Below are 26263 nucleotides of genomic sequence, written 5' to 3' on the forward strand. Positions count from 1 at the left end.
CTTTAGCTATATCAAAAGCGGCTTAGGTCTCGCAAAAAAATTTACAGCTTCTTGCTAGCCAAGAAATTTATTATTAATTTTAAGAAATACTATAGCTGACCCAAGCAACACGTCATACCGCCGCGGTATCTCTAGATCCCGCTAACACGTAGCGGGATGACGAGGCTTACCTTATCGGATTGTTTCAACACGTCATACCGCGATTCATTCGCGGTATCTCAGCCGCTAACAAGCAGCGGGATGACGAGTTATAGCATTTCTCATAATAGTCCGAATAGGTCATAGGAAGGCAGAATCAACAGCACGACGAAAGGATTCGAATAGAGGAATGTTTTTCCTGGCTCTGTTTTTTATAGCAAACCAATGATGCTCAATTTTGTTAAAATCTGGAGAATAAGGCGGCAGATACAAAATTTCTGCACCGACTCCTTTAGCGAGCTTGATAAGCTTATCAGACTTATGAAAAGTAGCATTATCAAGAATGACAGTTTGTCCAGGTTCTAAGATCGGTGCCAAAAATTGCTCAAACCATCCATTAAAAATATCCATATTACAGTGGCCTTCAAATGTTAATGGAGCAACTATCTTTCTTCTACTTAAGGCTGCAACCATGCTGATTCGTTGAGTTTTTTTTCCAGATTTTAGGGCATAAAATCGCTGTCCTTTCTGGCAATACCCATATGGATAGTCCTCCGTGTTATCAATCCCAGACTCATCTATATACACTAAGTTTTCTGGTTCTTTTGTTGCTATAATTTTTAAGAATTCAGCACGTTTTTCTTCGTTCCTTTCCTTGTATCCATATGTCTTTTTTTGCGCGTAAATCCAATTTTTCTGAGAGCTCGGTGGATCGTTTGGATACTAACGTTGCCCCAAAGTTTAGCCATTTCCGACAGAGTTTTTCTACCGTGTTTTTTAGCAAATTCGATAAACTTATTCCAGTCGATAATTTTCTGATTGTAACCTCCATTACCGAGTTTTTTTGACTGAAAGTCGCCTGTTTCTTTTTTTCTTTGCTGCCACTCCCACAAAGTAGTTCGTCCAATTTTAAATCTTGCTGCCACTGCTTCTCTGCTTTCCCCTTCGTCTAGTGCTTCCATTGCTTTTTTTCTTAAATCATAACTATATGCTGCCGGCATCCAACCTCCTTATCGCCATCTATCCTTAATCTTATCATATCCGGACTTCTGTGGAAAGAGCTATACTATACCGCTGCGAACCGTCATACCGCCGTGGTATCTCTAGATCCCGCTAACACGTAGCGGGATGACGAGGCTTACCTTATCGGATTGTTTCAACACGTCATACCGCGATTCATTCGCGGTATCTCAGCCGCTAACAAGAGATCCCGCTAACAAGCAGCGGGATGACGAGTTACTATACCGCTGCGAACCGTCATACCGCCGTGGTATCTCTAGATCCCGCTAACACGTAGTGGGATGACGATTGTCAGGGTAGCTGTCATCCCAGTAGCCTCTTTCTCTTGTCATCCTAGTGCCCTGACTACTTGGATCCAGGAAAAAGAATGGTGTCATGAAAGTAGCTGACACTGGTCTCCATCCAAAAGGGTGTCATCCGAGTAGCTTGACTACTTGGATCCAGGAAACTTAATTGCAAGTAATGCATTGGGTTTGGTGAGTATGGGTTTTGCGTTATAGAATGAAGCACTTTTTGTGAATTTGTAAAGAAAACTGGATCCAAGTAGTCAGGGCACTGGGATGACATCATCCTTTTTTTTGGATTCCAGACTGGAATGACAGCAGTCCTACGTCATACCGCGATTCATTCGCGGTATCTCTAGATCCCGCTAACAAGCAGCGGGATGACGGTTGTCGTTTAGCTATAAATATTTAAGAAATTTACTAAACAGAAAAAAAGGCAAAAGAAACCCTAGGGTAGCTAGTTATTCACTATCCATTTTTTAAGTTGGCGTTTTTTTATGTTTTAAACGCTTTATAAGCGCGTTTCAGCTTATGTAGGTAGAAGTTTGATAAAGACATAAGGTGCACATAGTGCAAAAAATTAAACATGAGACGCCAGATACGTGAGTTTTTTTGTCATTTAATCTGTACAGAGAAGATAAATAAATAGCTTCAGTTTCATGATAAGGGGGCTGGCGGAGTTTGTCAAGTAAGTTTTTTCGTTTCTATTGTAATGACAGTTATGGCCTGTGCAAGAAATCTATTGATTTACAGCAGGTTCTTTGTTACAGTCCACAGTTATGCAAAGAAACTTAAAGCCTCATGAGTTTATTTACAGCCAGTGGTTTACATAATTTGGAGCTGTATAGCTGAGTATTGTATATGATAATATTGATAACAAACGATGATGGCTTTGGAAGTGAAGGAATAAAATTACTCAAAGAGGTTGCACGGAATTTTGCGTCAGAAATATGGATAGTGGCACCAGATACTGATAGAAGCGGAGCTGCAAGATCTCTTGATTATCCAGTGAAACAATCTATTGGAATAAAACAACATAGTGAAAGGGAATTTAGTGTGTCTGGTACTCCTGCAGATTGTGTCATTATTGCGCTAAATAAAGTTATGAATAAAAAACCAGACTTAATATTGTCCGGAGTAAATATTGGATCAAATGTCGGGGACGATATTTGTTATTCAGGAACAATTGGTGCTGTAATGGAAGGTGCTGCAAGGTCTATACCTTCTATTGCGCTAAGCCAAGTTTATCATGATAAAATAGACTGGCACAATACAAAGGTTTTTGCACCAAAGGTTATTGCCAAGCTAGTTAAGGTTGGTTGGCCTAAAAACATAGTGATGAGTGTAAATTTTCCTGCTACGGAAAAAGTAAAAGGAGTAGAATTTGCTGAACAAGGTGAATATAACATTGATGGGGATTTAACTTTTACTGAAAATTCGAATGGCTCTTTTAGCTTAAATTGGTCTCGAGAGCACTCAGGCAGTGGTAGTATAAATAAAATAAAAGAAGGATTTATTACTATTACACCGGTAAAATTAGATTTTACAGATTATGATACTTTGAATACTATGAAAAATTCTTGTGCAGACGAATTTTCTTCTATAGCTGACTGAGAAAAACATTTGCATTGCTCCTAATAGATATTTTCTATTGTGTTATCGCGAGCAATTATTTTTTCTTCACCTGTATCCATGTTTTTAATCTTTAAAGTTTTACTACTCAATTCTTCATCGCCAAAGATTAAAGCAGCTTTAGCATTTGCTTGATTTGCTTTTTTCATTCGGGTTCTGAGCGTTCCGCTATATTCATAGATTACATATAAACCATTTCTGCGCAATTCATTTGCAAGTGTTAAAGCATGTTTTTCAGCCTCTCTACCGATTGGAATTAGGTAAATAGGTCGCTCTTCTTTCGGAGAATAATTGATTAACTCCATTATGCGCTCAATACCCCCTGCAAATCCTATTGCTGGAGTGTGTTTTCCACCTACTGAAGATACTAAATTATCGTATCTTCCACCGGCAAAAACTGCCCCTTGTGCACCTAAATCCTCTGTAACAAACTCAAACACTGTGTGGCAATAATAATCCAAACCTCGAACTAGTTTATTGTTTACGGTATAAGGTATATCAAGAATTGTTAATCCATTTAGTATTTGTTCAAAGAAATCTGAGGACTCTTTCGTATAATAATTGCTGATTTTAGGCGCATCAGAAATTATTGATTTATCTTTCTCATCCTTGGAATCCAGTATTCTGAGTGGATTTTTGATCAACCTATTTTTGCTATCTTCTGATAGATCATTTTGATACTTTGTAAAGTATAAGATCAAAGCTTCTCTATATTTAGTTATTGTTTCACCATCACCTAAAGAGTTGATTTCCAGCTTTACATTTTTATTGATGCCAAATTCAGTTAGTAAGTGCTGAGCGAGTGATATCAATTCAATATCAGCTTTTGGATCTTCTATGCCAAAAACCTCAAAATTTATCTGATGAAATTGCCTTTGTCTTCCCTTTTGCGGTCTTTCATAGCGAAATGCAGGTCCTGTTGAGAATAATTTTATCGGTGTTTGCAGTTTTTTTTCAATGAGTAGCCTGACAATCGCTGCAGTGAACTCAGGACGTAAAGTTATGCTCTTTCCCCCTTTATCATTGAAGCTATACATCTCTTTAGTGATGATGTCTGAGCTATCACCTAAGGTTTTTGTAAAAACCTCCGTGCACTCAAATATTGGAGTTTGGGCGGGCAAAAAGCCGTATAAACTTGAGATTCTGTTTGCTGTTTGCTCTATGTATTTAAACTTGTACCATTCATCAAACAGGAGATCTTTTGTTCCTCTAACCGTTTGATTAGTCATAGTGTGGTCTCTATACCTGCAATCTCTGGTATGTGGTAGCTCAGCATATTTTGCACTCCTTGCTTTAAAGTAATTGCAGCACTTGGGCATCCAGAGCAAGCTCCTTGCAACTCAACATAAACTATTCCATCTTTATAGCCACGAAATTTGATATCGCCACCATCTTGAGCAACTGCAGGTTTGATATGACTTTCCATTAATTCTTTTATTCTATTTACAATTTCTATATCATTTTTATCAAAAAATTCTTCATCCGGTATATTATTATCATTTACTCCTTCTTTATCTAGTGCTTTTCCACCTGAAGTAAAGTGATCCATGATTGTAGTTAAAATTTCTACTTTTAATGTATCCCAATTAATTCCACCCAATTTTGTTACTGAAATAAAATCATGACCAAAAAACACTCTTACCACATGTTCTATTTGAAAAAGATTTGCTGCTAGTTTAGAATTTTTTATCTCATTCGCATTTGAAAAATCAGCAGTTTCTCCTTCGTTTAAAATTTCAAATCCAGGAAGGAATTTTAGCGTATTTGGGTTTGGTGTTTCTTCAATCTGGATGAACATGTTATTTACCATGACAATTATAATTGTTACTATTTAATCATAAAATGATAAAAAAATATACATGTCATTCATCTTTTTTCTTTTTTTAGTATTCATAGTAATTACATTTGTCTTGCCTAGCGTTGTTATATTTTTTCTTTTCCTGACAAAAAAAAATAATATGAGTTTCATGATGAACTCTATATTGAGTAAGTTTTTGAACGAATTTAGTAGCAGTAGAAGTTATACTGAAAATTACACTGGTGATAACATGTCCAAGGATGAAGCATTAAAGATACTGGGGCTGAATCCTGAGGCAAGTCAAAATGAAATCAATAAAGCATATCAAAATTTAATGAAATTAGTTCACCCAGATAAGGGAGGCTCGGAATATTTTGCGCAAAAGCTAAATGCGGCACGTGATAAATTGTGTGCGCCAAGAAGTGCGTAAGGAACAGTTGGTGAAAATCCAACACGGGTAAAGCTTAGCCGGCAACCTGGAACAAACCATTATGCTGCGTAAGGTAACGAGCGTAGTAAAGCTAATGGAATGGACAACATAGGGTGCAACGAAAGTGAAGGTATTGAGTCCCGTAATTCACGCGTCATGGGGGCTGACACTTTACATTTGGTGGAAGGCAACATGGGTAATAACGCTAAGGCAAGATATTACTCACCTCATCGGGATCGAAGGCCGCGTCATGTGTTGAGATGGACCTTACGTGAACTTGGGAGATCCTTTGTATTCCTGTAAGGGTACTCTGGAACAAGTCAATAAAGGCGAGGACTGGAGGAAGATGCAAAGGAAGTCGGACTAACTGATAGTACTCGGAGTGTGGGAAAGCCACATACAAGGGGAAGCGGTTAGCAATATAGTGACTGGTATAGGGATTGCTATACCAATACAACAGAGATTGGAGGAGTATGCAAGGAAAACTAAACCAGATAGCAGTAAGGGCTAAGCAAGATAAGCGAGTAAAATTTACATCATTAGTTCATTTGATTAATGAAGAGAATCTTGCAGAGTGTTATAAGGAACTATAGCTCTTTCCACAGAAGTCCGGATATGATAAGATTAAGGATAGATGGCGATAAGGAGGTTGGATGCCGGCAGCATATAGTTATGATTTAAGAAAAAAAGCAATGGAAGCACTAGACGAAGGGGAAAGCAGAGAAGCAGTGGCAGCAAGATTTAAAATTGGACGAACTACTTTGTGGGAGTGGCAGCAAAGAAAAAAAGAAACAGGCGACTTTCAGTCAAAAAAACTCGGTAATGGAGGTTACAATCAGAAAATTATCGACTGGAATAAGTTTATCGAATTTGCTAAAAAACACGGTAGAAAAACTCTGTCGGAAATGGCTAAACTTTGGGGCAACGTTAGTATCCAAACGATCCACCGAGCTCTCAGAAAAATTGGATTTACGCGCAAAAAAAGACATATGGATACAAGGAAAGGAACGAAGAAAAACGTGCTGAATTCTTAAAAATTATAGCAACAAAAGAACCAGAAAACTTAGTGTATATAGATGAGTCTGGGATTGATAACACGGAGGACTATCCATATGGGTATTGCCAGAAAGGACAGCGATTTTATGCCCTAAAATCTGGAAAAAAAACTCAACGAATCAGCATGGTTGCAGCCTTAAGTAGAAGAAAGATAGTTGCTCCATTAACATTTGAAGGCCACTGTAATATGGATATTTTTAATGGATGGTTTGAGCAATTTTTGGCACCGATCTTAGAACCTGGACAAACTGTCATTCTTGATAATGCTACTTTTCATAAGTCTGATAAGCTTATCAAGCTCGCTAAAGGAGTCGGTGCAGAAATTTTGTATCTGCCGCCTTATTCTCCAGATTTTAACAAAATTGAGCATCATTGGTTTGCTATAAAAAACAGAGCCAGGAAAAACATTCCTCTATTCGAATCCTTTCGTCGTGCTGTTGATTCTGCCTTCCTATGACCTATTCGGACTATTATGAGAAATGCTATAAGAGGTTGTCCGGAAACTAGTAAATTCAAGCATATTCCCTCTTTAACATAACCCTACTCATAGCTAGGTATATGAAATTCTCAGTGGATGTTGTGAGTAAATCATACTCCTTCGATAGCCTTCTATTCCTATTAACCCAAGCAAAAGTCCTTTCTACAACCCATCTTCTTGGCTGTACTTTAAACCCTTGTTCTCTTGTTGGTAGTAGCTCAGGTGGCGTATCTTTGTGCACCCAAAATCTACATGGAGGCCTTTTAACAATTTCAATATCTATGTCATATTCTTCCTTTATGTGATTCTTTAAATTTCTTCCTTGGTATCCCATGTCAGCCCACATTTTTTTAACTTTAGTATATTTTGTTCTCATATTGTTTAATGCTATTTTAATACCATCTCTATCATTTTCGTTAGCAGCGCCTACGTAACAACCTAGTATAAAACCCTGAGTGTCTGTAATTATATGCCTTTTTCTACCCTTTACTTTTTTACTTCCATCATAGCCTTTGATCCCCCCTTTTCTGTAGTCTTTACAGATTGACTATCTACTATACAGGCACTCGGCTGCTCATTCCTTCCTATTTTTCTTCTACTATATTTTGTAATTTCATAATTCATTTTCTCAAAAATTCCCTGCTTCTTCCATTGCCTGAACTGCTCATACACAGTCTTCCATAGCGGAAAATCATTTGGTAAATACCGCCATTGACACCCTGTACGCAATACATAGAAAATTGCTTCTAATATTTCTCTTTTGCTATACTTTGGCGGCCTTCCTCCTTTCTTGTATGATACTCTGAAGTGTTTTTCTATTCTTGCCCATTCCCTTTCGCTTAGATCTGTTGGATACTTTTTTCTCATCTTTACCCCGTACTAAAATTTCAGATATTATAGCCTTTTACTTGTTTCCGGACAACCTCTTAATCCGCTAGTAATTAAGTTTGAAAAGTATAGAATACCACGTTCATGTTCTGTAATTTTTATAATACTTGTTTTATTAATAGCTTTTATACTAGTCATAACATTTGTTTTACCTATTATATATGTTCAAATTACTTCAATATTAAATTTCTTAGTGAGTAAAGTGCCTTCATTAGAGCTTAAAGTAATCCCCTCTGTATTAGAATTTCTTAATATAAAAATCGAGGATAGCTTATTTGATCACTTATCTAAAAATCTAGCAGAAAATTACAGCAACTATGTATCTTATTTCATGAATGCTCTTGATATTGCTAGTAACTTTATAATCCAAGTGTTAAGTTCAAGCTTTAACACGGTATCATTAATGGTGATTACTCCTGTAGTGTTTTTCTATATATTACGTGATTGGCCTTTAATTATAGAAAAAGCTAATAAATTAATCCCTATTCCTTACAGGGGAAAAATTGCAGATTATTTTTTCAAAGTGGATTTCATTATATCTAATTATCTAAAGGGGCAGGTAAATGTATGTATTGTCATGATGATCTTTTACTCTGTAAGCCTGAGCATAATCGGATTGAAACACTCTATTGTTATTGGAATTTTATCAGGAATGTTAACGTTCATACCTTACGTAGGGCCATTATTATATACCATTATTGGGTTTTTGAGCGCTATCACTCAATTTAGTGGATGGTTTGAAAGTGCTGCTGTTTTGCTATTATTTGGTGTTGGGCAATTAATAGATTCAAACATATTAGTTCCTTTATTAATAGGAAAAAAAGTTCATATACATCCAACTGTAATTATTCTGGGAATTACTATATGCGCTTCATATTTTGGATTTACAGGTATATTACTTTTTATTCCAATAATAGCAATGTTCAATGTATCAGTAGAATATGCAATCAATAAATATTTTAAAAGTGAGCTTTATAAAAACGGCTAACAGACCTTTTGCATAATCAATTTATGGTAAGAGGAGAAATGAGCCCAGAATACCTGACACATTTGAGGAGCGTAAGTAAATTTCTGCGCAAAAATTACTACCAGAAAGAGGTTACGTAAGAGGTTCAACGTGCAATTAAATTTATTTAACAACAATCAAGCTGATTATAGCCGGCAAAATTACATCATCTTAGATGAAAATAAGCACGTATATAATTCGGTAGTTAATGATTTATCTTGGAAATGTCTGATTCTTTTTGGACCTAAAAGCTCCGGTAAAACTCATCTTGCTCATATTTGGCAATCAATAAACGATGCAATCTTTATCAATGTGAATAACTTCGTAAGCGAGATTAGGTATAGCGATGCTTTTATTTTAGAAGACGTACAAAACATTAAAGATGAAGCAATGTTATTACATTGTTACAATTACATGAAAGAAAACGACAAGAGGCTGCTAATCACTTCTTCAATTTCACCAAAAAAGCTTAACTTCAAACTAAGAGATTTAAGTTCTCGAATATTATCAACTATCAGCGTAAAAATTTTGCCTGCAAGCGAGGAATTATTAAGAATTATGCTAATAAAACGATTTTCAGATAAACAGTTAAAAATTGATTTAAAAGTGATTAATTATATTTTAGCAAGAATAGAACGTTCTTTCTATAGCATTGATAAAATTATAGAAAAGATAGATAATGAATCTATAGGGTCAAATGTGACCGTTCCTTTTATTAGCACTTTATTAAAAAAAGATGCCATTTGATTTCTTCTTTTGTAAAGGTGTATATTAAAAATTTATTAACACCCATAACACTAACGTAATTGGAATCTCTATCTGTCCATGTTAGAATTATAATCAATGTTATGTTATAATAAATATAGATAGATACAGCTAAGAAGTATTCTATATTTATAGTAGAGCTCACTTTATAAGGTGTTTTTTATAGATTTAACGTTATAATTTAACTATGATAAGAGTAAGATTAAATTTAAGAAAAAGGTTAAAGCAAAAGTTTGTGATGTTCACTCTATTGATAAATGCTTTATTTGTCTCATATTTTCTCATAAGAAACACAGGGAACACTTCTAATCAAATTATAGCCAAAGAAATAAATATAGGAACTGATAATGAAAAATAAACAGTCGCAAAATAAAAAAGAAAATCTTTACATAACATATTACATAGATGCTTTAGCTTCAGAGAGGTCCGCTGCACAAAATACTCTGGAAAGTTATCGTTCGGATTTACACCAGTTTGAAGAATTTTTATTGGAAAGCGGCACTACCTTGGTTGGTGTAAACAAAACCAATATTAAAGATTATGTGAAATCTTTATGTACACAAAAAAAATATAAAAGTAGCTCTATACCAAGAAAAATATCCGCTATGAAAAATTTTTACAAGTGTCTATTTAATGACGGAATAATAGATTTTAATCCAGCGCCGGCTAATGATGCTGAATTAAAGAATCCAAAAGTTTCTCGTCCTTTGCCTAAGTATTTAAGTGTCGAAGAAATATTTTTGCTAATGGACACAGTGAGAAAATCAGCAAGCGAATCGAATAAAGAGATAAGCAGTAAAAGGCTATGTGCGATTTTAGATATCCTTTACTCTTCTGGAATGCGTGTTTCTGAACTAATTAGTATGAAATTATGTGAAGTGTCACATTTAATAAACAGTAATAACAAAGAATGCTATATAATAATAAAAGGAAAAAGTGGTAGAGAGAGGCAAATTCTTTTTAATGAACAAGCATTGCAGAGCCTTAGAAATTATTTATCAGTTCGTGATAATCTGATCTCTAAAGAAAAGGAATCCGATTGGCTATTCCCAGGTGATAAACCTAATAAACCAATTACAAGGCAGAGGGTCGGTCAATTAATGAAGGAGTTGGCAAGAAAATGCAATATTGATGAAAATAAGATCTCTCCACACGTGATTAGGCATTCTTTTGCTACCCATCTACTAAATAGCGGAGCAAATATTGTGTTGATACAGAAAGTTCTTGGCCATACTAACCTTTCTACAACACAAATATATACTCATATTGCTAACGAAAAGTTAAAGGACAAATTAGCTGATTCGCATCCTATTACTCAGATGATCAATAATTAAATTTATTGTTTTTAATTTGTAATAAAGTTAAATTTAAATAAATTTATGTGAGTTTGTGATTTCAAGTTTATTGTTTAATTTCTTTCTTATATTATGGGAGGTATTCTATACTTTCATTACTCTCCCTGTAATTTTCTTTTCTGAGTGTGTAATAACCATTTTCCTCGTCTGTTCGGTGAGAGTTGTATTATTCATGCTGCGTTTATTATGTGGCATTAAATATGAAGTGAGGGGAATGGAAAACATCCCTAAGCAACCTTTTATCATTGCATCTAAACACCAATCTCCATTTGAAACATTTATTTTTATACTACTATTTAGAAAAGCGGTTTTTATTTTAAAACGTGAATTGAAATGGATTCCATTCATTGGTTTGCATCTTATAGCGCTGAAAATGATTTTTATTAACCGTTCAGATGGTATCAGTTCTATACGCCATATAATCAAACTAGCAAAAATGCGTATAAAAGAAAATAGAAGCATAATAATATTTCCTGAAGGTACAAGAACAACTATAAACCAAAATATAAAATATCAACCAGGTATTGCTGCTTTATATAGCGTATTATCTGTTCCTGTGTTACCGGTTGCTTTAAACACTGGTTTGTTTTGGCCAAAAAGCATACTTTCTCTGAGAAAGAATCCCGGAAAGGCAGTAATAGAAATATTGCCCCCAATATATCCTGGGTTAAACAAAAATGAATTCTTGCAAAGTTTAGAAAAAATTATTGAAGAGAGAAGCAGTAGATTAACCATAGGAAAAACTGATATTGCAAATTAACAAAAAAACTTTATAATTAAAAGAAAAGTACAGTATTTTAGGTATTAATATATGGCAAATCATAAGAGTGCTAAAAAAATGATAAAGGTAATAGCAAAGCGCACTTTAATAAATAAGATGCGGAAAAGTAAAACTCGCACCTCTATTAGAAAATTGGTTGATATAATCAAGTCTGGCGACAAAGAAAATGTTGTTCTGGCATTTCGGAATGCTGAATCTAATTTACACAAGTGTGTGAATAAAGGTGTTATTCATAGGAATACTGCTGCGCGTAAAATAAGTCGCTTAAATGCAAAAGTAAAAGCATTGATGACCGCTTAATACGGTTAATGTAAAGTTAACTGTATTAATATATACTCCTCAGTTTGTATATTCTGTATAAAATTTAAGTAGCTTAAGTGATGGATAAAAAAGTGCTATTAGAACTAAGTAATGGATTAAAAATCGAGCTACCTGTATTAAGCGGAACAACAGGTCCTGATGTGTTAAATATCAAGGATTTATATAAGATGACAGGATTATTCACTTACGATCCAGGGTTTGTTTCTACAGCTTCATGCTCTTCTACAATTACATTCATTGATGGAGATGAAGGAGTTCTTAAATATAGGGGACATAATATAGCTGATTTGGCAGAGAATAATAATTTTACTGCTGTGATTTATTTATTGCTCTATGGTGAATTACCCAGTTCAGAGCAACACAAAAAATTTCTTCTCAAAATACAAAAATTATCCAAAGTATCAGAGCAAGTTACAAATGTAATCAAAGCATTTCCAAAAACTGCTCACCCTATGTCAATCTTAGTTGCATGTTTTGCAAGTTTGTCAGCATCTTATCATGAAAAGCATGGCAACAATGTCAATGGTGAAGACCTAGATTTTGGAATTTCTGCAATAGCGCAAGTTTCCACAATTATTGCAATGATTTATAGGCATATCAACAATCAGGAATTCATAAATGCTAACAATGAATTAAGTTACAGTGAAAATTTCTTAAAGATGATATTTGGCGATGCTGTTGATAATGATAAAAGCGCCCTTTTTGCAAAAGCTCTGGATAAAATATTTACTCTCCATGCTGATCATGAACAGAATGCTTCTACGGCGGCTGTCAGATTGGTGGGATCGGCTGGTTCTAATCTGTTTGCAAGCCTCTCTGCAGGAGTTGCTACACTTTGGGGACCAGCACATGGTGGAGCTAATGAGGCAGTTATAAATATGCTAAAAGAGATAGAGCAAAGTGGAGATATAGATAAATTCATCGAAAAAGCTAAAGATGATAAAGATCCATTTAAATTGATGGGATTTGGACATCGTGTTTATAAAAATTATGATCCGCGCGCGCGTATATTGGAAGGCGCTTGCCATGAGGTTCTAAGTAAACTAGAACAAAATAATGAACTGCTTAAAATTGCAAAAAAACTTGAAGAAATAGCTTTAAAGGATGAATATTTTATCGTGCGTAAGTTATATCCAAATGTTGATTTTTACTCAGGTATAATAATGAATGCTATTGATATCCCCTCAAATATGTTCACGCCTATTTTTGCACTTGCAAGAACCACTGGTTGGGTTACTCAGTGGTATGAAATGATAAATGATAAAGAAACTAAGATCTGTAGACCAAGGCAACTCTATTTTGGTAAATAAATTTATTTTCACTTCATTAGACTTCTTGCATAACCCAAACTAAGTAGAAAAAAGGTGTCATCCGAGTAGCTGACACTGGTTCCTTTACGACGGAAGTGTCCAGAGGTGTCATTCCAGTCTGGAATCCAGAAAAAAGGATGGTGTCATTCCGTATCCGTTCAGCCAATGGCGTCAACTTAAGAACTTTCATTAGCAAACTCTCCTAAAGACATGATGGCGTTTAGGCTTATCTACTTTATTGCGGCTGTCCCGGTCGGATTTTATAGCATTTCTCATAATAGTCCGAATAGGTCATAGGAAGGCAGAATCAACAGCACGACGAAAGGATTCGAATAGAGGAATGTTTTTCCTGGCTCTGTTTTTTATAGCAAACCAATGATGCTCAATTTTGTTAAAATCTGGAGAATAAGGCGGCAGATACAAAATTTCTGCACCGACTCCTTTAGCGAGCTTGATAAGCTTATCAGACTTATGAAAAGTAGCATTATCAAGAATGACAGTTTGTCCAGGTTCTAAGATCGGTGCCAAAAATTGCTCAAACCATCCATTAAAAATATCCATATTACAGTGGCCTTCAAATGTTAATGGAGCAACTATCTTTCTTCTACTTAAGGCTGCAACCATGCTGATTCGTTGAGTTTTTTTTCCAGATTTTAGGGCATAAAATCGCTGTCCTTTCTGGCAATACCCATATGGATAGTCCTCCGTGTTATCAATCCCAGACTCATCTATATACACTAAGTTTTCTGGTTCTTTTGTTGCTATAATTTTTAAGAATTCAGCACGTTTTTCTTCGTTCCTTTCCTTGTATCCATATGTCTTTTTTTGCGCGTAAATCCAATTTTTCTGAGAGCTCGGTGGATCGTTTGGATACTAACGTTGCCCCAAAGTTTAGCCATTTCCGACAGAGTTTTTCTACCGTGTTTTTTAGCAAATTCGATAAACTTATTCCAGTCGATAATTTTCTGATTGTAACCTCCATTACCGAGTTTTTTTGACTGAAAGTCGCCTGTTTCTTTTTTTCTTTGCTGCCACTCCCACAAAGTAGTTCGTCCAATTTTAAATCTTGCTGCCACTGCTTCTCTGCTTTCCCCTTCGTCTAGTGCTTCCATTGCTTTTTTTCTTAAATCATAACTATATGCTGCCGGCATCCAACCTCCTTATCGCCATCTATCCTTATCTTATCATATCCGGACTTCTGTGGAAAGAGCTATAACTTTAGCGCGTATACTTAAAAAGGGCTTGAAAGTTTTTTGGCGCAATAAGTACCTGATAGAGTTTCTGCCTCATTACACCAAATAAAACTGAAAAATTTAAACGATACTCATACCAATTCTCATTATTAGTGAATCAAATAAGCGATATTGTAGAGTTATTTAATTGTGGAGTGAGAAAGAAAGGCAATAGTATGGCTTTTTTTCCATTGTTATCTATCCGTTTATTGTGCAGTGGGAATTGGTATCAGTAATTTGATCTGGGTTCCAAGGCCCTTGTGCATCACACATATGAAGCGATAATATATTGCACATGACCAAGTTTGCCCAAAATTCTTGTAATACAGCCTCTCCAGAAAAATTCTCTAACTCTGCTCCTACTTTGAGTCGTTTATAGCACTCCTCTATGTGCCACCTTAACACATAAGCTTTGCTCCAAAGTCTCGGTCAAAAACTCTGTTTCTCAGTTGGCTAATGTCAGCACTATAACTCTTACTTTCTGTCCTTTCATTTTATTTTTTAGCTTTTCATTTTCTAATATAAAATCAAAATCTAATTCGCCAGCGTTCCCATAGCTTGCTATAATTTCTTTTTTGCAAGCGAAAAATAAAATCTACTTCCAAATCATAATGCTGCTGAATGAATTTTACTGAAGACGATCATAGATAAATAATAATTTCTCTTGATTTAATAAACGCATTTGAGTGATAACTTCGGGTAATTGCTCTGCCGCCAACGTTTGTTCACCTATATTCCAAGCTGCAAGACGAGCACTGCAAATCAGCGAAGTACACAAATCAACAAACAAATTGCCAATGGTGCCTGTTGTTCCATTTGGTTCAAACTCGGATACAATTTCCCCAGAGCTGGGTAATCTCATACCAGAACCATCTGCTGCAATAAGTCTATAGCCTCTCCAACTCAGGTTCATCCTGATAGGCTGTTTGGATGCTTAAATTCTTGAAAGCCTGTATGGCAAATCTTATATCTTGCTTTAGAAAAAGCTTGCTTTGAGGGTACATGTCAATGGCTCCATAAGTTCACATTCTATTCCCAAACTTTTTTTAACTAACTTTAAAATCATAGAAAATACTGTCGAAAAAGCTTGTTCGTGTAAAACTCAACACAATGGATTTTCTGAAAAGTTTTCGAGTATATTGCATTTTTAATTTGTAGAATAAGGTTTTTTCCTTTTTGCATGTTTCACCTAAAAAAGACACATTTTAAACTTTTTTGTTGCAATAAAATAGAAACAAAAGTGCTGTCCCTTGCACTCTTTGGATAATTTAATGATAAAAAATTTAGAGAGAAATTTTATACACTATCGCTGATATTTTTCCTTAAGTTGACGCCATTGCCTGAACACTTACCTAATGATGAAGCTATCGAAAACATAGCAAAGAGACTTCAAAAATCTATAGACGATGCAAAAAAGCACAAGGTCATGTTTAGTGTTGATGTATTCCAAGGAGAAAAAAGTCATCAATAATAGATTATTCGATACTGATCTTATACCACCTCATGGAGCAAGATAAAAATGTTACTGAGACTGGAAAAGAAAAACTACGGCCTCTTATGTTAGAAATGTTTAATCTAGTTTCAACAGGCACTGATGTGAGCCAAGAAGTTCGGAGATTATTGCCAGAAGATATACTGAAAGAACGCGGCGAATATTTGTCACGTCTAAAACAAATTGTAAGTGATAGTATTGAAAATGACAAAAAAAAAGGAATTGTAGTAGAAAGAGATAATAAATTTTATTATGTACAGTGTCCAGAAAAAAGTGTGATCACTCCTGCAAAATTTATGAACTCCCCGGAATTTAAGGACTTAGAATATGGTGCATTGCGAATAGGAGAAGGAGATAATCTAATCTGAATAAAAAGCTGGCAATATCATGATATGCAAGGCAAAGTAAAAATGACCTTTAGGGTAGGCGATGAAAAGATCGAAATGATTTTATCTTCTGAAAAAGCTGAAAGTTTTGGTAAAATAATGGTACATATGGATGACAAAAGTTGTGAAATCTTCTCAAAGTACCTAAAAGAGCTAGAAAAAGAACCTCGTATAAGCAAGGTTGTTGAAGCTGCTAAAAGTTTTGCACAAACGAAAAGCAGTGCAGTTAGTCCACCTCTTTCTAATATGAAAAGTGTTGACACATCGCAACATTTTCAAAGTAGTGACCATGAATCACCAGAGCATTAACAATTATCATACATACATTGTTGCATATAGCAATAGTGTATGTGTATAGTTAGTAGGGTTTGTAAACTTAATAAAGTCTACAACTAATTTGAAAACTACTTTATTGTATGCAAGACTTTAAAATACTAGAAAATCTAAAAACCAAAGCACTAGAAGCTGAAAAAGGAGGCGGTTCTGACAGGATTACCAAACAACATGAAAAAGGGAAATTAACTGCTAGAGAAAGGCTCAGTATATTGCTCGATGAAAGTTCTTTTGCAGAATACGATAAATTCGTAAAACATCATGCAAATGATTTTGGCATGCAAAATGCTAATTTTTTAGGTGATGGGGTAGTGATTGGTCATGGTACTATTTATGGCAGAAAAGTTTTTGTTTATTCTCAGGATTTTACTGTCTTTGGTGGTTCACTTGGTGCGTCACATGCAAAAAAAATATGCAAAATTATGGATATGGCAATTAATGCCAGAGTTCCAATTATCGGACTAAATGATTCTGGTGGAGCCAGAATTCAGGAAGGAGTAAATTCTCTTGCTGGTTATGGAGAAATTTTTCAAAGAAACGTAAATGCATCGGGTGTTATACCACAAATTTCTTTAATTATGGGCCCATGTGCAGGAGGTGCAGTTTATTCCCCAGCATTAACTGACTTTACTTTCATGGTGAAAAACAGTTCATATATGTTTATAACCGGACCAGATGTAGTAAAAAAGGTTACCTACGAAGATGTAAGTTTCGAAGACCTTGGTGGAGCAAAAATTCATACAAGCAAAACAGGAGTAGCGGATTTTGCATTCAATAATGATGTTGAAATGCTGCTAAAAATGCGTGAATTCTTTACTTTCTTACCAGCAAATAATCAAGAATCACCAAAATCTGCACCAATCTGTAATGATGTTAATGAGATTGATGAATCTTTAAATACTCTGATTCCTAGCAATCCTAATACTCCTTATGATATGTATGAACTCATTGAAAAAGTTTGTGATGAAAGGAATTTCTTTGAACTGAAACCTGATTTTGCTCGTAATATCATAACTGGTTTTGGTAGAATTGGAGGAAATACTGTCGGTATTGTTGCAAATCAACCTATGCACCTTGCAGGATGTTTGGATATTGATTCTTCAAGAAAAGCTGCGAGGTTTGTAAGGTTTTGTGACGCATTTAACATTCCGATCATCACACTTATTGATGTTCCAGGATTTTTGCCGGGTACAAATCAAGAATACAATAATATAATACAACACGGAGCGAAACTGCTTTACGCTTACGCTGAAGCGACCGTGCCGAAAATTAGCCTTATCACTAGAAAAGCGTATGGTGGTGCATACATTGTTATGAATTCGAAACATCTAAAAGGTGATATAAATTATGCCTGGCCAACTGCTGAAATAGCTGTGATGGGCCCTGAAAGTGCAGTTGAGATTATATTTCGACACGAAAAAGATCAGCAAACGTTAATTAAAGAATATAAAGAAAAATTTGCTAATCCATTTTTTGCTGCATCACATGGATACATTGATGACATTATAGTGCCAAGTAAAACAAGGCATCACTTTCACAAAGCATTAGAGCTACTCAAAAACAAGAAAGTAGAAAGGATATGGAAAAAGCATGATAACCTGCCTCTGTAACTTTCTTTTAAGCCTTGCTTGCAAGTTATGCAATATTGTAAGAGTGTGCCGTTACCAAGATTCGAACTTGGGACCTCGTCATTACCAATGACGTACTCTACCACCTGAGCTACAACGGCAGTCTTATATATTATGATAATGAATAACACAAAAAGGAATAAGGAAAAAGAAGAAGAGAGAAAAAGATTGGCAAAAGCTTTAAAGCAAAATATTGTAAAAAGAAAAAAACAGCAACAGAGTAGACAAGATGCCAGAACTACCGGAAGTGGAAGTAATCTCTAATTTTTTGCTTGATAAAATTAAAAACAAGCAAATAAGCAGTGTTACAGTAAATAATTGGAATTTGCGTGTACCAATAACAAAAAATATTGATGATTTGCTAAAGGGCAAAGTTATAAACGATATCAAGCGTAGAGGTAAGTATATAATCTGGAATACAGATAGTATGGCTGTAATCATACATCTTGGCATGAGCGGAAAGCTTATATATGCTCAAGTGCGGAATAAGCACGATCACGTGGTATTTTTATTTTCCGATAATACTTCAATAATCTTTAATGACCCAAGAAGATTTGGACTAGTTATTATTTTAAGCAAAGAACAAGAAATAAATTTTTTTGACGGTTTCGGAATAGAGCCCCTCACGGATGAATTCAGTGGAGACTATTTACAGGAGTTGCTGAAAAACAAAAAAGTGAATATCAAATCAGCGTTAATGGACAATAAATCAATAGTTGGCGTAGGCAACATATATGCTTCTGAGAGCTTGTTTAGAGCCCGTATATCACCACTCAGGTCAGCAAAAAACTTGACCTATAGAGAGTGCGAAAAACTTGCTGCTGAAATAAAAAATACTCTGAGTGATGCAATTGCTGCAGGCGGTTCAACACTGAAAGATTATGCACAGCCATCTGGATCTGCTGGATACTTTCAAAATAACTTTTACGTATATGGTAAAGTTCAAAAACCTTGCAAGATTTGCAATAATATCATAACACTTATACGACAAAATGGCCGTAGCACTTATTTTTGCAACGCGTGCCAGAATTAAGATTTTATTTTTAGATATGACATTCTCACCTGAAAAAGATCCGTTTGATTTGTTTTCAAAGTGGTACAAAGCAGTACTTAATTCTCCGTGTGAACAACCAACTGCAATGACGCTAGCAACTTGTAGCAAAGACTACATTCCATCTGCAAGAGTAGTATTACTAAAGGAATATAGCAAAGAAGGTTTTGTGTTTTTCACTAACGTAAACAGTAAAAAAGGGAAAGAATTGACTGAGAACCCCAAAGCTGCGTTAGTGTTTCATTGGATAGAATTTGCTAGGCAAGTGCGAATTGAAGGAGAGGTTAAACTTCTAAACGATGAAAGAACTGACAAATACTTCTCTTCTCGAGCGCTGGGTAGTCAAATTAGCGCATGGTGCTCAAAACAATCGAGCATTCTGAAAGATTGGCAAGATTTTGAGCAAGCTATAAAATTGAAGGAAAAAGAATTTCACAATACACAAGTTTCTCGTCCTGATTTTTGGGTGGGATTTTGCGTAATCCCAAAAGTAATTGAATTTTGGCAAGAAGGTGAATATAGGAAGCATATTAGATTTAGATACACTCTTGTTGAGGGAAGCGATTGGAAAGTGGAACAACTATATCCTTAAAAATGGTTGCGGGAGTAGGATTTGAACCTACGACCTTCAGGTTATGAGCCTGACGAGCTACCGAGCTGCTCCATCCCGCGTCGTTGCTTATTTAGTTATTATATATACAAATAATGAAAAAAGAAAAATAAAATTTCACCACATGCAAATATCGACACACTTATTAACTTTTCTTGACATAATAGTTAGTTATATACGTAACAATCTGCGCAATGAACAATATAACTTGATACTGTGGTTTCCTGTTCTTCAGTGTACAGGAATTTTAACATATTTTTCCCTAAGTTTTGAACCAAGCTGCATATCTATTTTTCTTTTGCTTTTACCCACACTAATTTTGATTGCAATATTATACAGAAAGTACGCAATATTATGCATTGCTTTAATTGCAGTGCTCATAGGATTTACAGCCAGTAAATTAAGAACAGCTTTAGTTGATACTCAAATTCTTGATAAAGAGAGGTATGTAAAAAATATCGTTGCCACAGTGAAGGATATTAATGACAGGGGCTCATACAAACAATTTCTGCTTTCTATTACAAAGCCTTCCACCATTCCAGAATCCTCCTCTGTCATCCCAGTGCTCCCTTCTGTCATCCCAGCGCCCTCTTCTGTCATCCCAGTACTTGATACTGGGATCCAGAAAAAAAAGATATGGATTCCAGCGTCACGCGCTGGAATGACACCGGATAGAGCTCTAGATAACATCAGAATATCAGTTAGAACCAAAGTGGAAAAAGGCATTAAAATAGGCGATCAAGTAAAATTATCAGCAAAACTCTTCCCTCCAAAAATTGCGCCTTCGGAGTATGCATACGATTTTGCAAGAATAGCATATTACCAGAAAATAAGTGCAACAGGTTTTGCAACAAGCAAAATAGCCCTACACAAAAAGGCTGAAGCAAGGCAATTTCTAGAGTATATGGAATCTTTCCGTCAATACATTTATGAAAACCTGCAGCAAAATATTAAAAAACCACATGCAGACATAATTTCTGCATTACTGATCGGTAAAAAGGACGGAATAGACCAAAAAACTATGGATGCGATACGAGATTCAGGTATAGCACATTTGTTTGCCATATCTGGTTTGCATTTATCATTTGTTGCTGGCCTGTTTTTTATAGTGTTTCGTAATTTATTTGCAACATCTGAAACTTTAACTCTTAAGTATAACACCAAGAAAATATCTGCATTCCTTACTATTTTGCCAACCACGTTTTATTTGTTGATTACCGGCATGCAAATTTCTGCTCAGCGTGCCTACATCATGGTGATTTTAGTACTCGTTGCAATAATGATAGAGAGAAAATATCGAGGGTTAATAGCAATTGCGTTTGCTGCTTCAGTGATACTCTCAGTAGAACCAGAAGCAATTTTAAAGCCTGGCTTTCAGATGTCATTTTCTGCTGTTTTGGCACTGGTTGCCAGTTATCAAATTAATGCTAATAAGTTGTTCAAAATAAAAATAATAAAATATTTTGTGTCGATAATGATCAGCTCAGTAATAGCAAGTTTAGCAACTGTTCCGTATACGATATATAATTTTAATTATTTTTCAATTAGTGGCATTATCACAAATTTAGTTGCTATACCAATAGTTACATTAATTATTATTCCACTTGGAATAATCTATGTTTTGTTGATTCCTTTGGGTGTTGAATGGATTATAGCGCCATTTATAGAGCGCCCAATTGACAGCATTTTGTATATAACAAACGCTATCGCTAGTCTTCAGTATTTGGTTATTCCCATTCGTACTTTTCCTGCCTCATCAATTATTATAATAACATTTGGGTTATTGTGGCTGTGCTTGTGGGAAAGAAATTGGCGTTTTTTGGGATTTTTTTTATTGTACTAGGTATTTGCTTTAGCGCTGCATATAAAACCCCCGACATCCTAATAAATGCTGATAATGTTGCTGCAAAGGAGAGTGATAACTTACTATATTCTCTCACTAGAAAAAGCAGAAATTTTGTTATCAAAACGTGGGCAAAGCAAAACGGACAGAACCAAATTTTGAATCATACAAAATATAGCAATCCAGATAAAAGACTAAAGTATGGCTGTATATATAATAAAGGAAATAATAAATCAGTACTGCTTGCTTATAAAAAAGAAGATATCTTGAGAAACTGTAATAGTGTTGATCTGATAATTCAATTAAGTGAATTCGACTATTCAGCTTGCAACGCTAAAATTATTAAACATGCTGATCTAGAAACGTATGGCACACATTCTGTTTGGTTAACAAATCGTTACGTAAAGATTAATACAGTGCGCTCCAATAGGCCTTGGCACATGTTGAAAAATTAAGAAACTTGATTTTAAGGTTTGGTTAACGTATACCTAAATAAGTTTAAACTAGAAAAATGTTATGGTTACAGACACTCAAGATCCTTTCAAAGACTATTTTGATTTTTTAGGATTTAGAAAACTTTCTGACCAGCCCAGTAGAATTTTGAGCTCTATAAGAAAGTATTCTGGTACTATATCGATAGCAAGTACCATTGCTACTCTTATAGCATTTACTGCCTTTTCTATTCAGCCTGTTACAGTAAGTATTGCTGGGTTTGCGTTCACGCCAGCACCTCTTGCCTTTATTCCTCTTATAGTTCTCTTATTTACTGCTGTTATAAACTTTATAAATACACAAAAAATAAAAGAGAATGAAATAGATAAAAAAATAGGAAACTATCAAGTTGATGAACAGTACAGCCAGATTGCTCAAGAAGCTAAAAAAATTGAAATTGTAACAAATTTAGATAAAAAGGGGGAAAAGCTTTCAATAGTTTTACCAATTTCTAAGACGCAGAGAGAAATACTAGAAGATATAGAAGCAGAAAATAGAAATAGGATTCTCTTGTTTACTGGATCATATGTATTTGGTACTATTATAGTAGTTTCAGCAATATCACAATCCATTAATGCTCCAATAATATTAATAGCTTTATTAGTCGCTATTCTTTTATGCATCATATCAACACTTAGCAATCTAATAAGTAATAGCGTGGATCATGAAAATCATACTATTAGAAAACACAGTTCTTTAGGTCTTCTATTTCCATACTGGTCTGGAAAGGGCATGGTTGTATCAGTAGTAGAAAATAAGCTTGGTAAAAGGGAAAATGAACTAATATCTCTAATGAAAAAACTACTTAGTCCGCTTTGCAACTCATTTGACAGTAACCTTAAAAAAGCTTGCGATTTACTTGATAATAGTCTTTTAAAGCCTGCAAATATTAACATTAAAGAAACGCTTGATCACCTAAAAAAAATCAGAGAAGACATCAAAAAAGATTTAGATTGGCTACATGCAGAAATTTCAGAAGTTTTAAACAACACTAAAGAATTGACAAAAAAAGCACATTCACTAGATATTGAAGGTACTTTTTCTAGGTTAGAGAATGCTATTAAAATTGCTGAAGATAAAATTGAACGATTTGAACCAAGCCGCTTTGTAGGCTGGCTTCAATCAACTACGCAGTCTAATAATAACGAGTTCCTTAGCATGCTAAAAAAGTTAAAAGAGGATACAGAAGAGGGAAAAACGGAATTGAAGGAGCAATTAAACGTAGTAAGGAATGAATTAGAAGAAATAAAAAAGAAGCAAGCTCAACCAAGTACGCCTGATTTAGAAGCTAACAATGGAAATAATACTAATAAATTATTAGTATTAGAAAATAAAGTCAAAGAACTACGTGACACAGTTAGAAAGTTAGAGCTGGAAGCAGAACAAAATAAGCTGCAGCAAAAGAAGGAAAAGTTAGAGCAAAAAAAATCTGAACAAGAAAAAACAGATGAATGGAAAGAAAAAATCAACGGCAAACCAAGTGAATTCTTATATTATTTATTAGAATCTATTAAGCTGGAAGAAAAAGATAATAAAGAAAAAAAGGTTGAGGCAACATTACGAGATTTTGATAATAAAGTTACAATCTACTGGAAAGATGGCTCTCAAACAATTTGCCATATTAAAAAACAAGGTGATCTGCAAATTGAGTCTAGTGCAACAATGTTTACAGACCCAAATGTTCAAGCAGCATGGGAAATGGCGCGGGGTAAATCACTATAGATTACTCAATAATAACCTTAAGTGTTAATAATGATAAAGAGAAATTAAGGTTAGACACCTATATAGCTGAAAAATGCAACATATCACGCAGCAAAGCGCAAAGATTGATACAAAATGAGCAGGTGAAATTACTTGGCACACCGATAATTAATAATGACTACATAGTAAAACCAGATGAAGAGTATGTGGTGCATCTCGTTCAACCTGACATATCCACATCAATTGAGCCTAATTATGACATAAAACTTAATATCGTCTATGAAGATGAGGACATTATAGTTCTGAGTAAACAAAGTGGATTAACAGTGCACCCAGGTGCTGGGACAAACAATGATACGCTTTTGAACGCAGTTATCGCTCACCTTAATGTAAGACCAGGAATTGTTCATAGACTTGATAAAGATACTAGTGGGCTAATGGTAATTGCAAAAAATGAAGCAGCCCATAGTTTTTTGTCTGAATTGTTATCGAATCGCAAAATAAAGCGGGAATACTTAGCAGTAGTTTGGGGAACATTATCTTCTCAGCAAGGCACGATAAAAACTAACATTGCTCCCAAACGCGGTAATAAAGAAATGATGTGTGTAACAAAAATCACAGGCAAATTAGCAATCACTCACTATTTAGTGCAAAAAGTTATAGGACAAGTAAGCCTCGTTAAATGCACTTTAGAGACAGGCAGAACACACCAAATTCGAGTCCACATGAGCCACATAGGACATTCCATAGTTGGTGATCAAGTTTATGGAAAAAATAGTAGTAAAAGCACAAAATATGCTAAAAACTCTAGTTTCATTCGTAATTTCAATAGACAAGCACTACATGCTTATACACTGGGCTTATACCACCCAAAAAGTAAGGAATACATGGAATTTGTCTCTGATTTACCGCAAGATATAAAAACTTTAATTGGTGAGTTTGACAACATATCTTAATAACATTCGTATTAACCTATCAATATTATCATCCATGTTATCAGGAAGTTAATTAATGAAAGAAAAACTGCTGCACTACCTAGATCTTTCACCTTTTTTGAAAGTATGTGTTGTTCACTGGAAATACGCTCAATTGTCGTTTCAAAAGCAGTGTTAACAATTTCCACAATTAACACCAGGAATAGGCTGCTTATCATTACTGCACGTTCTAGATTACTTACATCCAAAACAAACAAAATTGAGACACATACTATAAAAAGCAGTAACTCCTGTCTGAACGCAATTTCTGATATAAAAGCTGATTTTATTCCTTCACAAGAGTATTGAATTGCTTTTATTAGACGAATAATGCCCTTCTTCATTATTATTCACAAAACCCTTTAATCAAAATTTTAACTCATTTAGATTTGCTACACCCTATAGCATTTTTATCATTTGTTCACCCTATTGGTTTTGAAATTAAGATTTACCGCAACTACAATAAGTACTCTTATCATCACATTTTGGTGTTAAGTCAGGATAGAACGTGAGTATAGCATCATTCTTTCTTACAAACACTGATTGATAATTGTCATCTTCCATTTCATATAGACACATTCCATCTTTTCCTAATTCCTTAAACGCCTTAGTTGCAGAAATTATCGGCATGAAGGTTATATGCGTATCCATTTGGGCATTTAACTTTCACTTCCCCATCCTTACCCAAATATTTCATTCCAAATGTATAAACCGGCGGCTTAATATCTGATTCATTGCACAGGATTCCAACTGCCCATTTATCCTCTTGAGCTTCAACATATCTACCTACAAAATGCATACCACCTAATTTATCGTTTGGCTCACCACAAAAAATATGTCCAAACCCTATAGTTTCTTTTTCACTTCCACTATTTGTAAACCAAATGTTAGCCAGTTCATCTTTAAGTAACTCCAAATCCGCATCTGGCGTAATCACTTATATATTCCTTTCACTACTTCTTGATGCTGCGGACAACTAAGTAAAATTTTGAAATCTTCTTTATCTGGATGTGCTCCCCAATCTCCACAAACTTTCAACACTCCTCTATCGAAGTCAGTTAATTCTGAAACGGTGGCTGGTTGTGAACTGAAAAATGGTTCAAAATTGACTTCAACATTTTCTTCTACATAGCCGGTGTGAAAATAATGATCCTTAATATAAAAAATAAATCCTATTATTGGTATTATTAAACACAAAATTAGTTTAACTGTCTTCGACATAATCACGTTCACAAAAAAGCTAGCCTATAAGAAATAAT

General features: G+C 34.9%; 30 protein-coding genes, 2 tRNA genes and 2 pseudogenes. 21 read left to right on the forward strand and 13 right to left on the reverse strand.

Annotated features, from left to right (window positions below; genetic code table 11):
* Positions 1–279: 279 nt before the first annotated feature.
* A protein-coding gene (locus ABWU55_RS00530; RefSeq protein WP_156518142.1) for an IS630 family transposase occupies positions 280–1139 on the reverse strand; the annotation gives its coding sequence in 2 pieces (ribosomal slippage) (positions 280–815 and positions 815–1139; 861 coding nt in all).
* A 1164-nt stretch (positions 1140–2303) separates the two neighbouring features.
* On the opposite strand from ABWU55_RS00530, the gene surE reads away from it, so the two are divergent.
* Positions 2304–3056, forward strand: coding sequence for a 5'/3'-nucleotidase SurE (surE, locus tag ABWU55_RS00535; protein WP_010081939.1), 753 nt, complete (start codon positions 2304–2306; stop codon positions 3054–3056).
* A gap of 20 nt (positions 3057–3076) precedes the next feature.
* On the opposite strand, the gene hisS is transcribed toward surE, so the two are convergent.
* Positions 3077–4303, reverse strand: coding sequence for a histidine--tRNA ligase (hisS, locus tag ABWU55_RS00540; protein ID WP_010963026.1), 1227 nt, complete (start codon positions 4301–4303; stop codon positions 3077–3079).
* Positions 4300–4872 carry a NifU family protein gene (locus ABWU55_RS00545; RefSeq protein WP_265044031.1) on the reverse strand — a complete coding sequence of 191 codons (573 nt, stop codon included), beginning with the start codon at positions 4870–4872 and terminating at the stop codon, positions 4300–4302. Before ABWU55_RS00545 ends, hisS begins: the two co-directional genes overlap by 4 nt.
* A 169-nt stretch (positions 4873–5041) precedes the next feature.
* Here ABWU55_RS00545 and ABWU55_RS00550 point away from each other — a divergent pair, with 169 nt between their 5' ends.
* The 3 genes from ABWU55_RS00550 to ABWU55_RS00560 all read left to right on the forward strand — a co-directional run bounded on the left by ABWU55_RS00550 (position 5042) and on the right by ABWU55_RS00560 (position 6815).
* Positions 5042–5302 (forward strand): J domain-containing protein, encoded by a 261-nt coding sequence (locus ABWU55_RS00550; RefSeq protein WP_353286348.1) that lies wholly within the window; start codon positions 5042–5044, stop codon positions 5300–5302.
* Between the two features lie 382 nt (positions 5303–5684).
* Entirely contained in the window at positions 5685–5813 is a 129-nt protein-coding gene (locus ABWU55_RS00555; protein ID WP_255324786.1) for a hypothetical protein, read from the forward strand.
* A gap of 142 nt (positions 5814–5955) precedes the next feature.
* A protein-coding gene (locus ABWU55_RS00560) for an IS630 family transposase (protein ID WP_156518142.1) occupies positions 5956–6815 on the forward strand; the annotation gives its coding sequence in 2 pieces (ribosomal slippage) (positions 5956–6280 and positions 6280–6815; 861 coding nt in all).
* A 55-nt stretch (positions 6816–6870) separates the two neighbouring features.
* On the opposite strand, the gene ABWU55_RS00565 is transcribed toward ABWU55_RS00560, so the two are convergent.
* Positions 6871–7703 (reverse strand): IS5-like element ISWpi1 family transposase gene (locus tag ABWU55_RS00565; protein WP_094189578.1). Its coding sequence is split into 2 segments (ribosomal slippage): positions 6871–7334 and positions 7334–7703, totalling 834 coding nucleotides; the frame shifts between segments, so codons are not numbered across the junction.
* 73 nt (positions 7704–7776) lie between these two features.
* Here ABWU55_RS00565 and ABWU55_RS00570 point away from each other — a divergent pair.
* The 7 genes from ABWU55_RS00570 (at position 7777) to ABWU55_RS00600 (ending at position 13262) form a co-directional block, all read left to right on the forward strand.
* On the forward strand, positions 7777–8712 hold the full coding sequence (locus ABWU55_RS00570) for an AI-2E family transporter (protein WP_353286547.1): 936 nt from the start codon (positions 7777–7779) through the stop codon (positions 8710–8712).
* A 129-nt stretch (positions 8713–8841) separates the two neighbouring features.
* Entirely contained in the window at positions 8842–9477 is a 636-nt protein-coding gene (locus ABWU55_RS00575) for a DnaA ATPase domain-containing protein (protein ID WP_006280257.1), read from the forward strand.
* 205 nt (positions 9478–9682) lie between these two features.
* On the forward strand, positions 9683–9853 hold the full coding sequence (locus tag ABWU55_RS00580) for a hypothetical protein (protein ID WP_007549057.1): 171 nt from the start codon (positions 9683–9685) through the stop codon (positions 9851–9853).
* Positions 9843–10829, forward strand: coding sequence for a site-specific tyrosine recombinase (locus tag ABWU55_RS00585; RefSeq protein ID WP_353286349.1), 987 nt, complete (start codon positions 9843–9845; stop codon positions 10827–10829). Before ABWU55_RS00580 ends, ABWU55_RS00585 begins: the two co-directional genes overlap by 11 nt.
* Positions 10830–10884: 55 nt before the next feature.
* Positions 10885–11610 carry a lysophospholipid acyltransferase family protein gene (locus ABWU55_RS00590; protein ID WP_010963063.1) on the forward strand — a complete coding sequence of 242 codons (726 nt, stop codon included), beginning with the start codon at positions 10885–10887 and terminating at the stop codon, positions 11608–11610.
* Between the two features lie 51 nt (positions 11611–11661).
* Complete coding sequence (gene rpsT, locus ABWU55_RS00595; protein WP_012673338.1) at positions 11662–11931, forward strand: 30S ribosomal protein S20; 270 nt, start codon at positions 11662–11664, stop codon at positions 11929–11931.
* 80 nt (positions 11932–12011) lie between these two features.
* Positions 12012–13262 carry a citrate synthase gene (locus tag ABWU55_RS00600; RefSeq protein WP_353286350.1) on the forward strand — a complete coding sequence of 417 codons (1251 nt, stop codon included), beginning with the start codon at positions 12012–12014 and terminating at the stop codon, positions 13260–13262.
* A 291-nt stretch (positions 13263–13553) separates the two neighbouring features.
* On the opposite strand, the gene ABWU55_RS00605 is transcribed toward ABWU55_RS00600, so the two are convergent.
* Both ABWU55_RS00605 and ABWU55_RS00610 read right to left on the reverse strand, forming a co-directional pair.
* Positions 13554–14413, reverse strand: a protein-coding gene (locus ABWU55_RS00605; protein WP_156518142.1) for an IS630 family transposase whose coding sequence is annotated in 2 segments (ribosomal slippage) — positions 13554–14089 and positions 14089–14413 — 861 coding nt in all. Because the reading frame shifts where the segments join, the coding sequence is not laid out codon by codon here.
* 312 nt (positions 14414–14725) lie between these two features.
* Positions 14726–15676 (reverse strand): annotated as a pseudogene (locus tag ABWU55_RS00610) (transposase); the annotation flags it as partial.
* A 154-nt stretch (positions 15677–15830) separates the two neighbouring features.
* Between ABWU55_RS00610 and ABWU55_RS00615 the strand changes: the two are divergent.
* The 4 genes from ABWU55_RS00615 to ABWU55_RS00630 all read left to right on the forward strand — a co-directional run bounded on the left by ABWU55_RS00615 (position 15831) and on the right by ABWU55_RS00630 (position 18315).
* On the forward strand, positions 15831–15965 hold the full coding sequence (locus ABWU55_RS00615; protein WP_255324782.1) for a hypothetical protein: 135 nt from the start codon (positions 15831–15833) through the stop codon (positions 15963–15965).
* Between the two features lie 32 nt (positions 15966–15997).
* Complete coding sequence (locus tag ABWU55_RS00620; RefSeq protein WP_223823154.1) at positions 15998–16354, forward strand: hypothetical protein; 357 nt, start codon at positions 15998–16000, stop codon at positions 16352–16354.
* A gap of 24 nt (positions 16355–16378) precedes the next feature.
* Positions 16379–16681: a hypothetical protein gene (locus tag ABWU55_RS00625; protein WP_231115838.1), complete on the forward strand. Its 303-nt coding sequence runs from the start codon at positions 16379–16381 to the stop codon at positions 16679–16681.
* Between the two features lie 107 nt (positions 16682–16788).
* A complete protein-coding gene (locus ABWU55_RS00630; RefSeq protein WP_209472540.1) occupies positions 16789–18315 on the forward strand; it encodes an acyl-CoA carboxylase subunit beta in 1527 nt (508 codons plus the stop codon).
* 46 nt (positions 18316–18361) lie between these two features.
* Here ABWU55_RS00630 and ABWU55_RS00635 read toward each other — a convergent pair.
* Positions 18362–18434, reverse strand: a tRNA-Thr gene (locus ABWU55_RS00635).
* Positions 18435–18453: 19 nt separating this feature from the next.
* Here ABWU55_RS00635 and ABWU55_RS00640 point away from each other — a divergent pair.
* Genes ABWU55_RS00640 through pdxH form a run of 3 tightly spaced genes read left to right on the forward strand, consistent with a single transcriptional unit; the run spans position 18454 to position 19976 of the window.
* On the forward strand, positions 18454–18597 hold the full coding sequence (locus ABWU55_RS00640; protein WP_187296969.1) for a hypothetical protein: 144 nt from the start codon (positions 18454–18456) through the stop codon (positions 18595–18597).
* A complete protein-coding gene (gene mutM, locus ABWU55_RS00645) occupies positions 18563–19366 on the forward strand; it encodes a bifunctional DNA-formamidopyrimidine glycosylase/DNA-(apurinic or apyrimidinic site) lyase (RefSeq protein ID WP_353286351.1) in 804 nt (267 codons plus the stop codon). Before ABWU55_RS00640 ends, mutM begins: the two co-directional genes overlap by 35 nt.
* Positions 19367–19382: 16 nt before the next feature.
* Positions 19383–19976, forward strand: a complete 594-nt coding sequence (gene pdxH / locus ABWU55_RS00650) for a pyridoxamine 5'-phosphate oxidase (RefSeq protein WP_209472544.1) — start codon at positions 19383–19385, stop codon at positions 19974–19976.
* Positions 19977–19979: 3 nt separating this feature from the next.
* Here the strand turns inward: pdxH and ABWU55_RS00655 are convergent.
* Together ABWU55_RS00655 and ABWU55_RS07815 are read right to left on the reverse strand one after the other, a co-directional pair.
* Positions 19980–20056 (reverse strand) — tRNA-Met (locus ABWU55_RS00655).
* A 169-nt stretch (positions 20057–20225) separates the two neighbouring features.
* The gene (locus ABWU55_RS07815) at positions 20226–20375 is read right to left on the reverse strand and encodes a hypothetical protein (RefSeq protein ID WP_410530057.1); all 150 of its coding nucleotides are present in this window, start codon (positions 20373–20375) and stop codon (positions 20226–20228) included.
* Between ABWU55_RS07815 and ABWU55_RS00660 the strand changes: the two are divergent.
* The 3 genes and pseudogenes from ABWU55_RS00660 to ABWU55_RS00670 all read left to right on the forward strand — a co-directional run bounded on the left by ABWU55_RS00660 (position 20368) and on the right by ABWU55_RS00670 (position 24986).
* A pseudogene (locus ABWU55_RS00660) lies at positions 20368–22292 on the forward strand (ComEC/Rec2 family competence protein). The gene ABWU55_RS07815 and the pseudogene ABWU55_RS00660 overlap by 8 nt on opposite strands.
* Before the next feature lie 61 nt (positions 22293–22353).
* On the forward strand, positions 22354–24051 hold the full coding sequence (locus ABWU55_RS00665) for a hypothetical protein (RefSeq protein WP_353286352.1): 1698 nt from the start codon (positions 22354–22356) through the stop codon (positions 24049–24051).
* Positions 24042–24986: an RluA family pseudouridine synthase gene (locus tag ABWU55_RS00670; protein ID WP_038227940.1), complete on the forward strand. Its 945-nt coding sequence runs from the start codon at positions 24042–24044 to the stop codon at positions 24984–24986. The genes ABWU55_RS00665 and ABWU55_RS00670 overlap by 10 nt, the downstream gene beginning before the upstream one ends.
* A gap of 11 nt (positions 24987–24997) precedes the next feature.
* On the opposite strand, the gene ABWU55_RS00675 is transcribed toward ABWU55_RS00670, so the two are convergent.
* From ABWU55_RS00675 to ABWU55_RS00690, 4 genes are all read right to left on the reverse strand, one after another.
* Positions 24998–25348 (reverse strand): diacylglycerol kinase, encoded by a 351-nt coding sequence (locus ABWU55_RS00675; protein ID WP_007549043.1) that lies wholly within the window; start codon positions 25346–25348, stop codon positions 24998–25000.
* Between the two features lie 97 nt (positions 25349–25445).
* The gene (locus ABWU55_RS00680; RefSeq protein ID WP_010082006.1) at positions 25446–25634 is read right to left on the reverse strand and encodes a hypothetical protein; all 189 of its coding nucleotides are present in this window, start codon (positions 25632–25634) and stop codon (positions 25446–25448) included.
* Complete coding sequence (locus ABWU55_RS00685) at positions 25612–25941, reverse strand: EndoU domain-containing protein (protein WP_010082007.1); 330 nt, start codon at positions 25939–25941, stop codon at positions 25612–25614. Before ABWU55_RS00685 ends, ABWU55_RS00680 begins: the two co-directional genes overlap by 23 nt.
* Positions 25938–26225 (reverse strand): hypothetical protein, encoded by a 288-nt coding sequence (locus tag ABWU55_RS00690; protein ID WP_012673373.1) that lies wholly within the window; start codon positions 26223–26225, stop codon positions 25938–25940. The genes ABWU55_RS00685 and ABWU55_RS00690 overlap by 4 nt, the downstream gene beginning before the upstream one ends.
* Positions 26226–26263 lie beyond the last annotated feature (38 nt).

This window comes from Wolbachia endosymbiont (group A) of Crataerina pallida, assembly GCF_964028475.1.
GTDB classification, from domain to species: domain Bacteria; phylum Pseudomonadota; class Alphaproteobacteria; order Rickettsiales; family Anaplasmataceae; genus Wolbachia; species Wolbachia pipientis.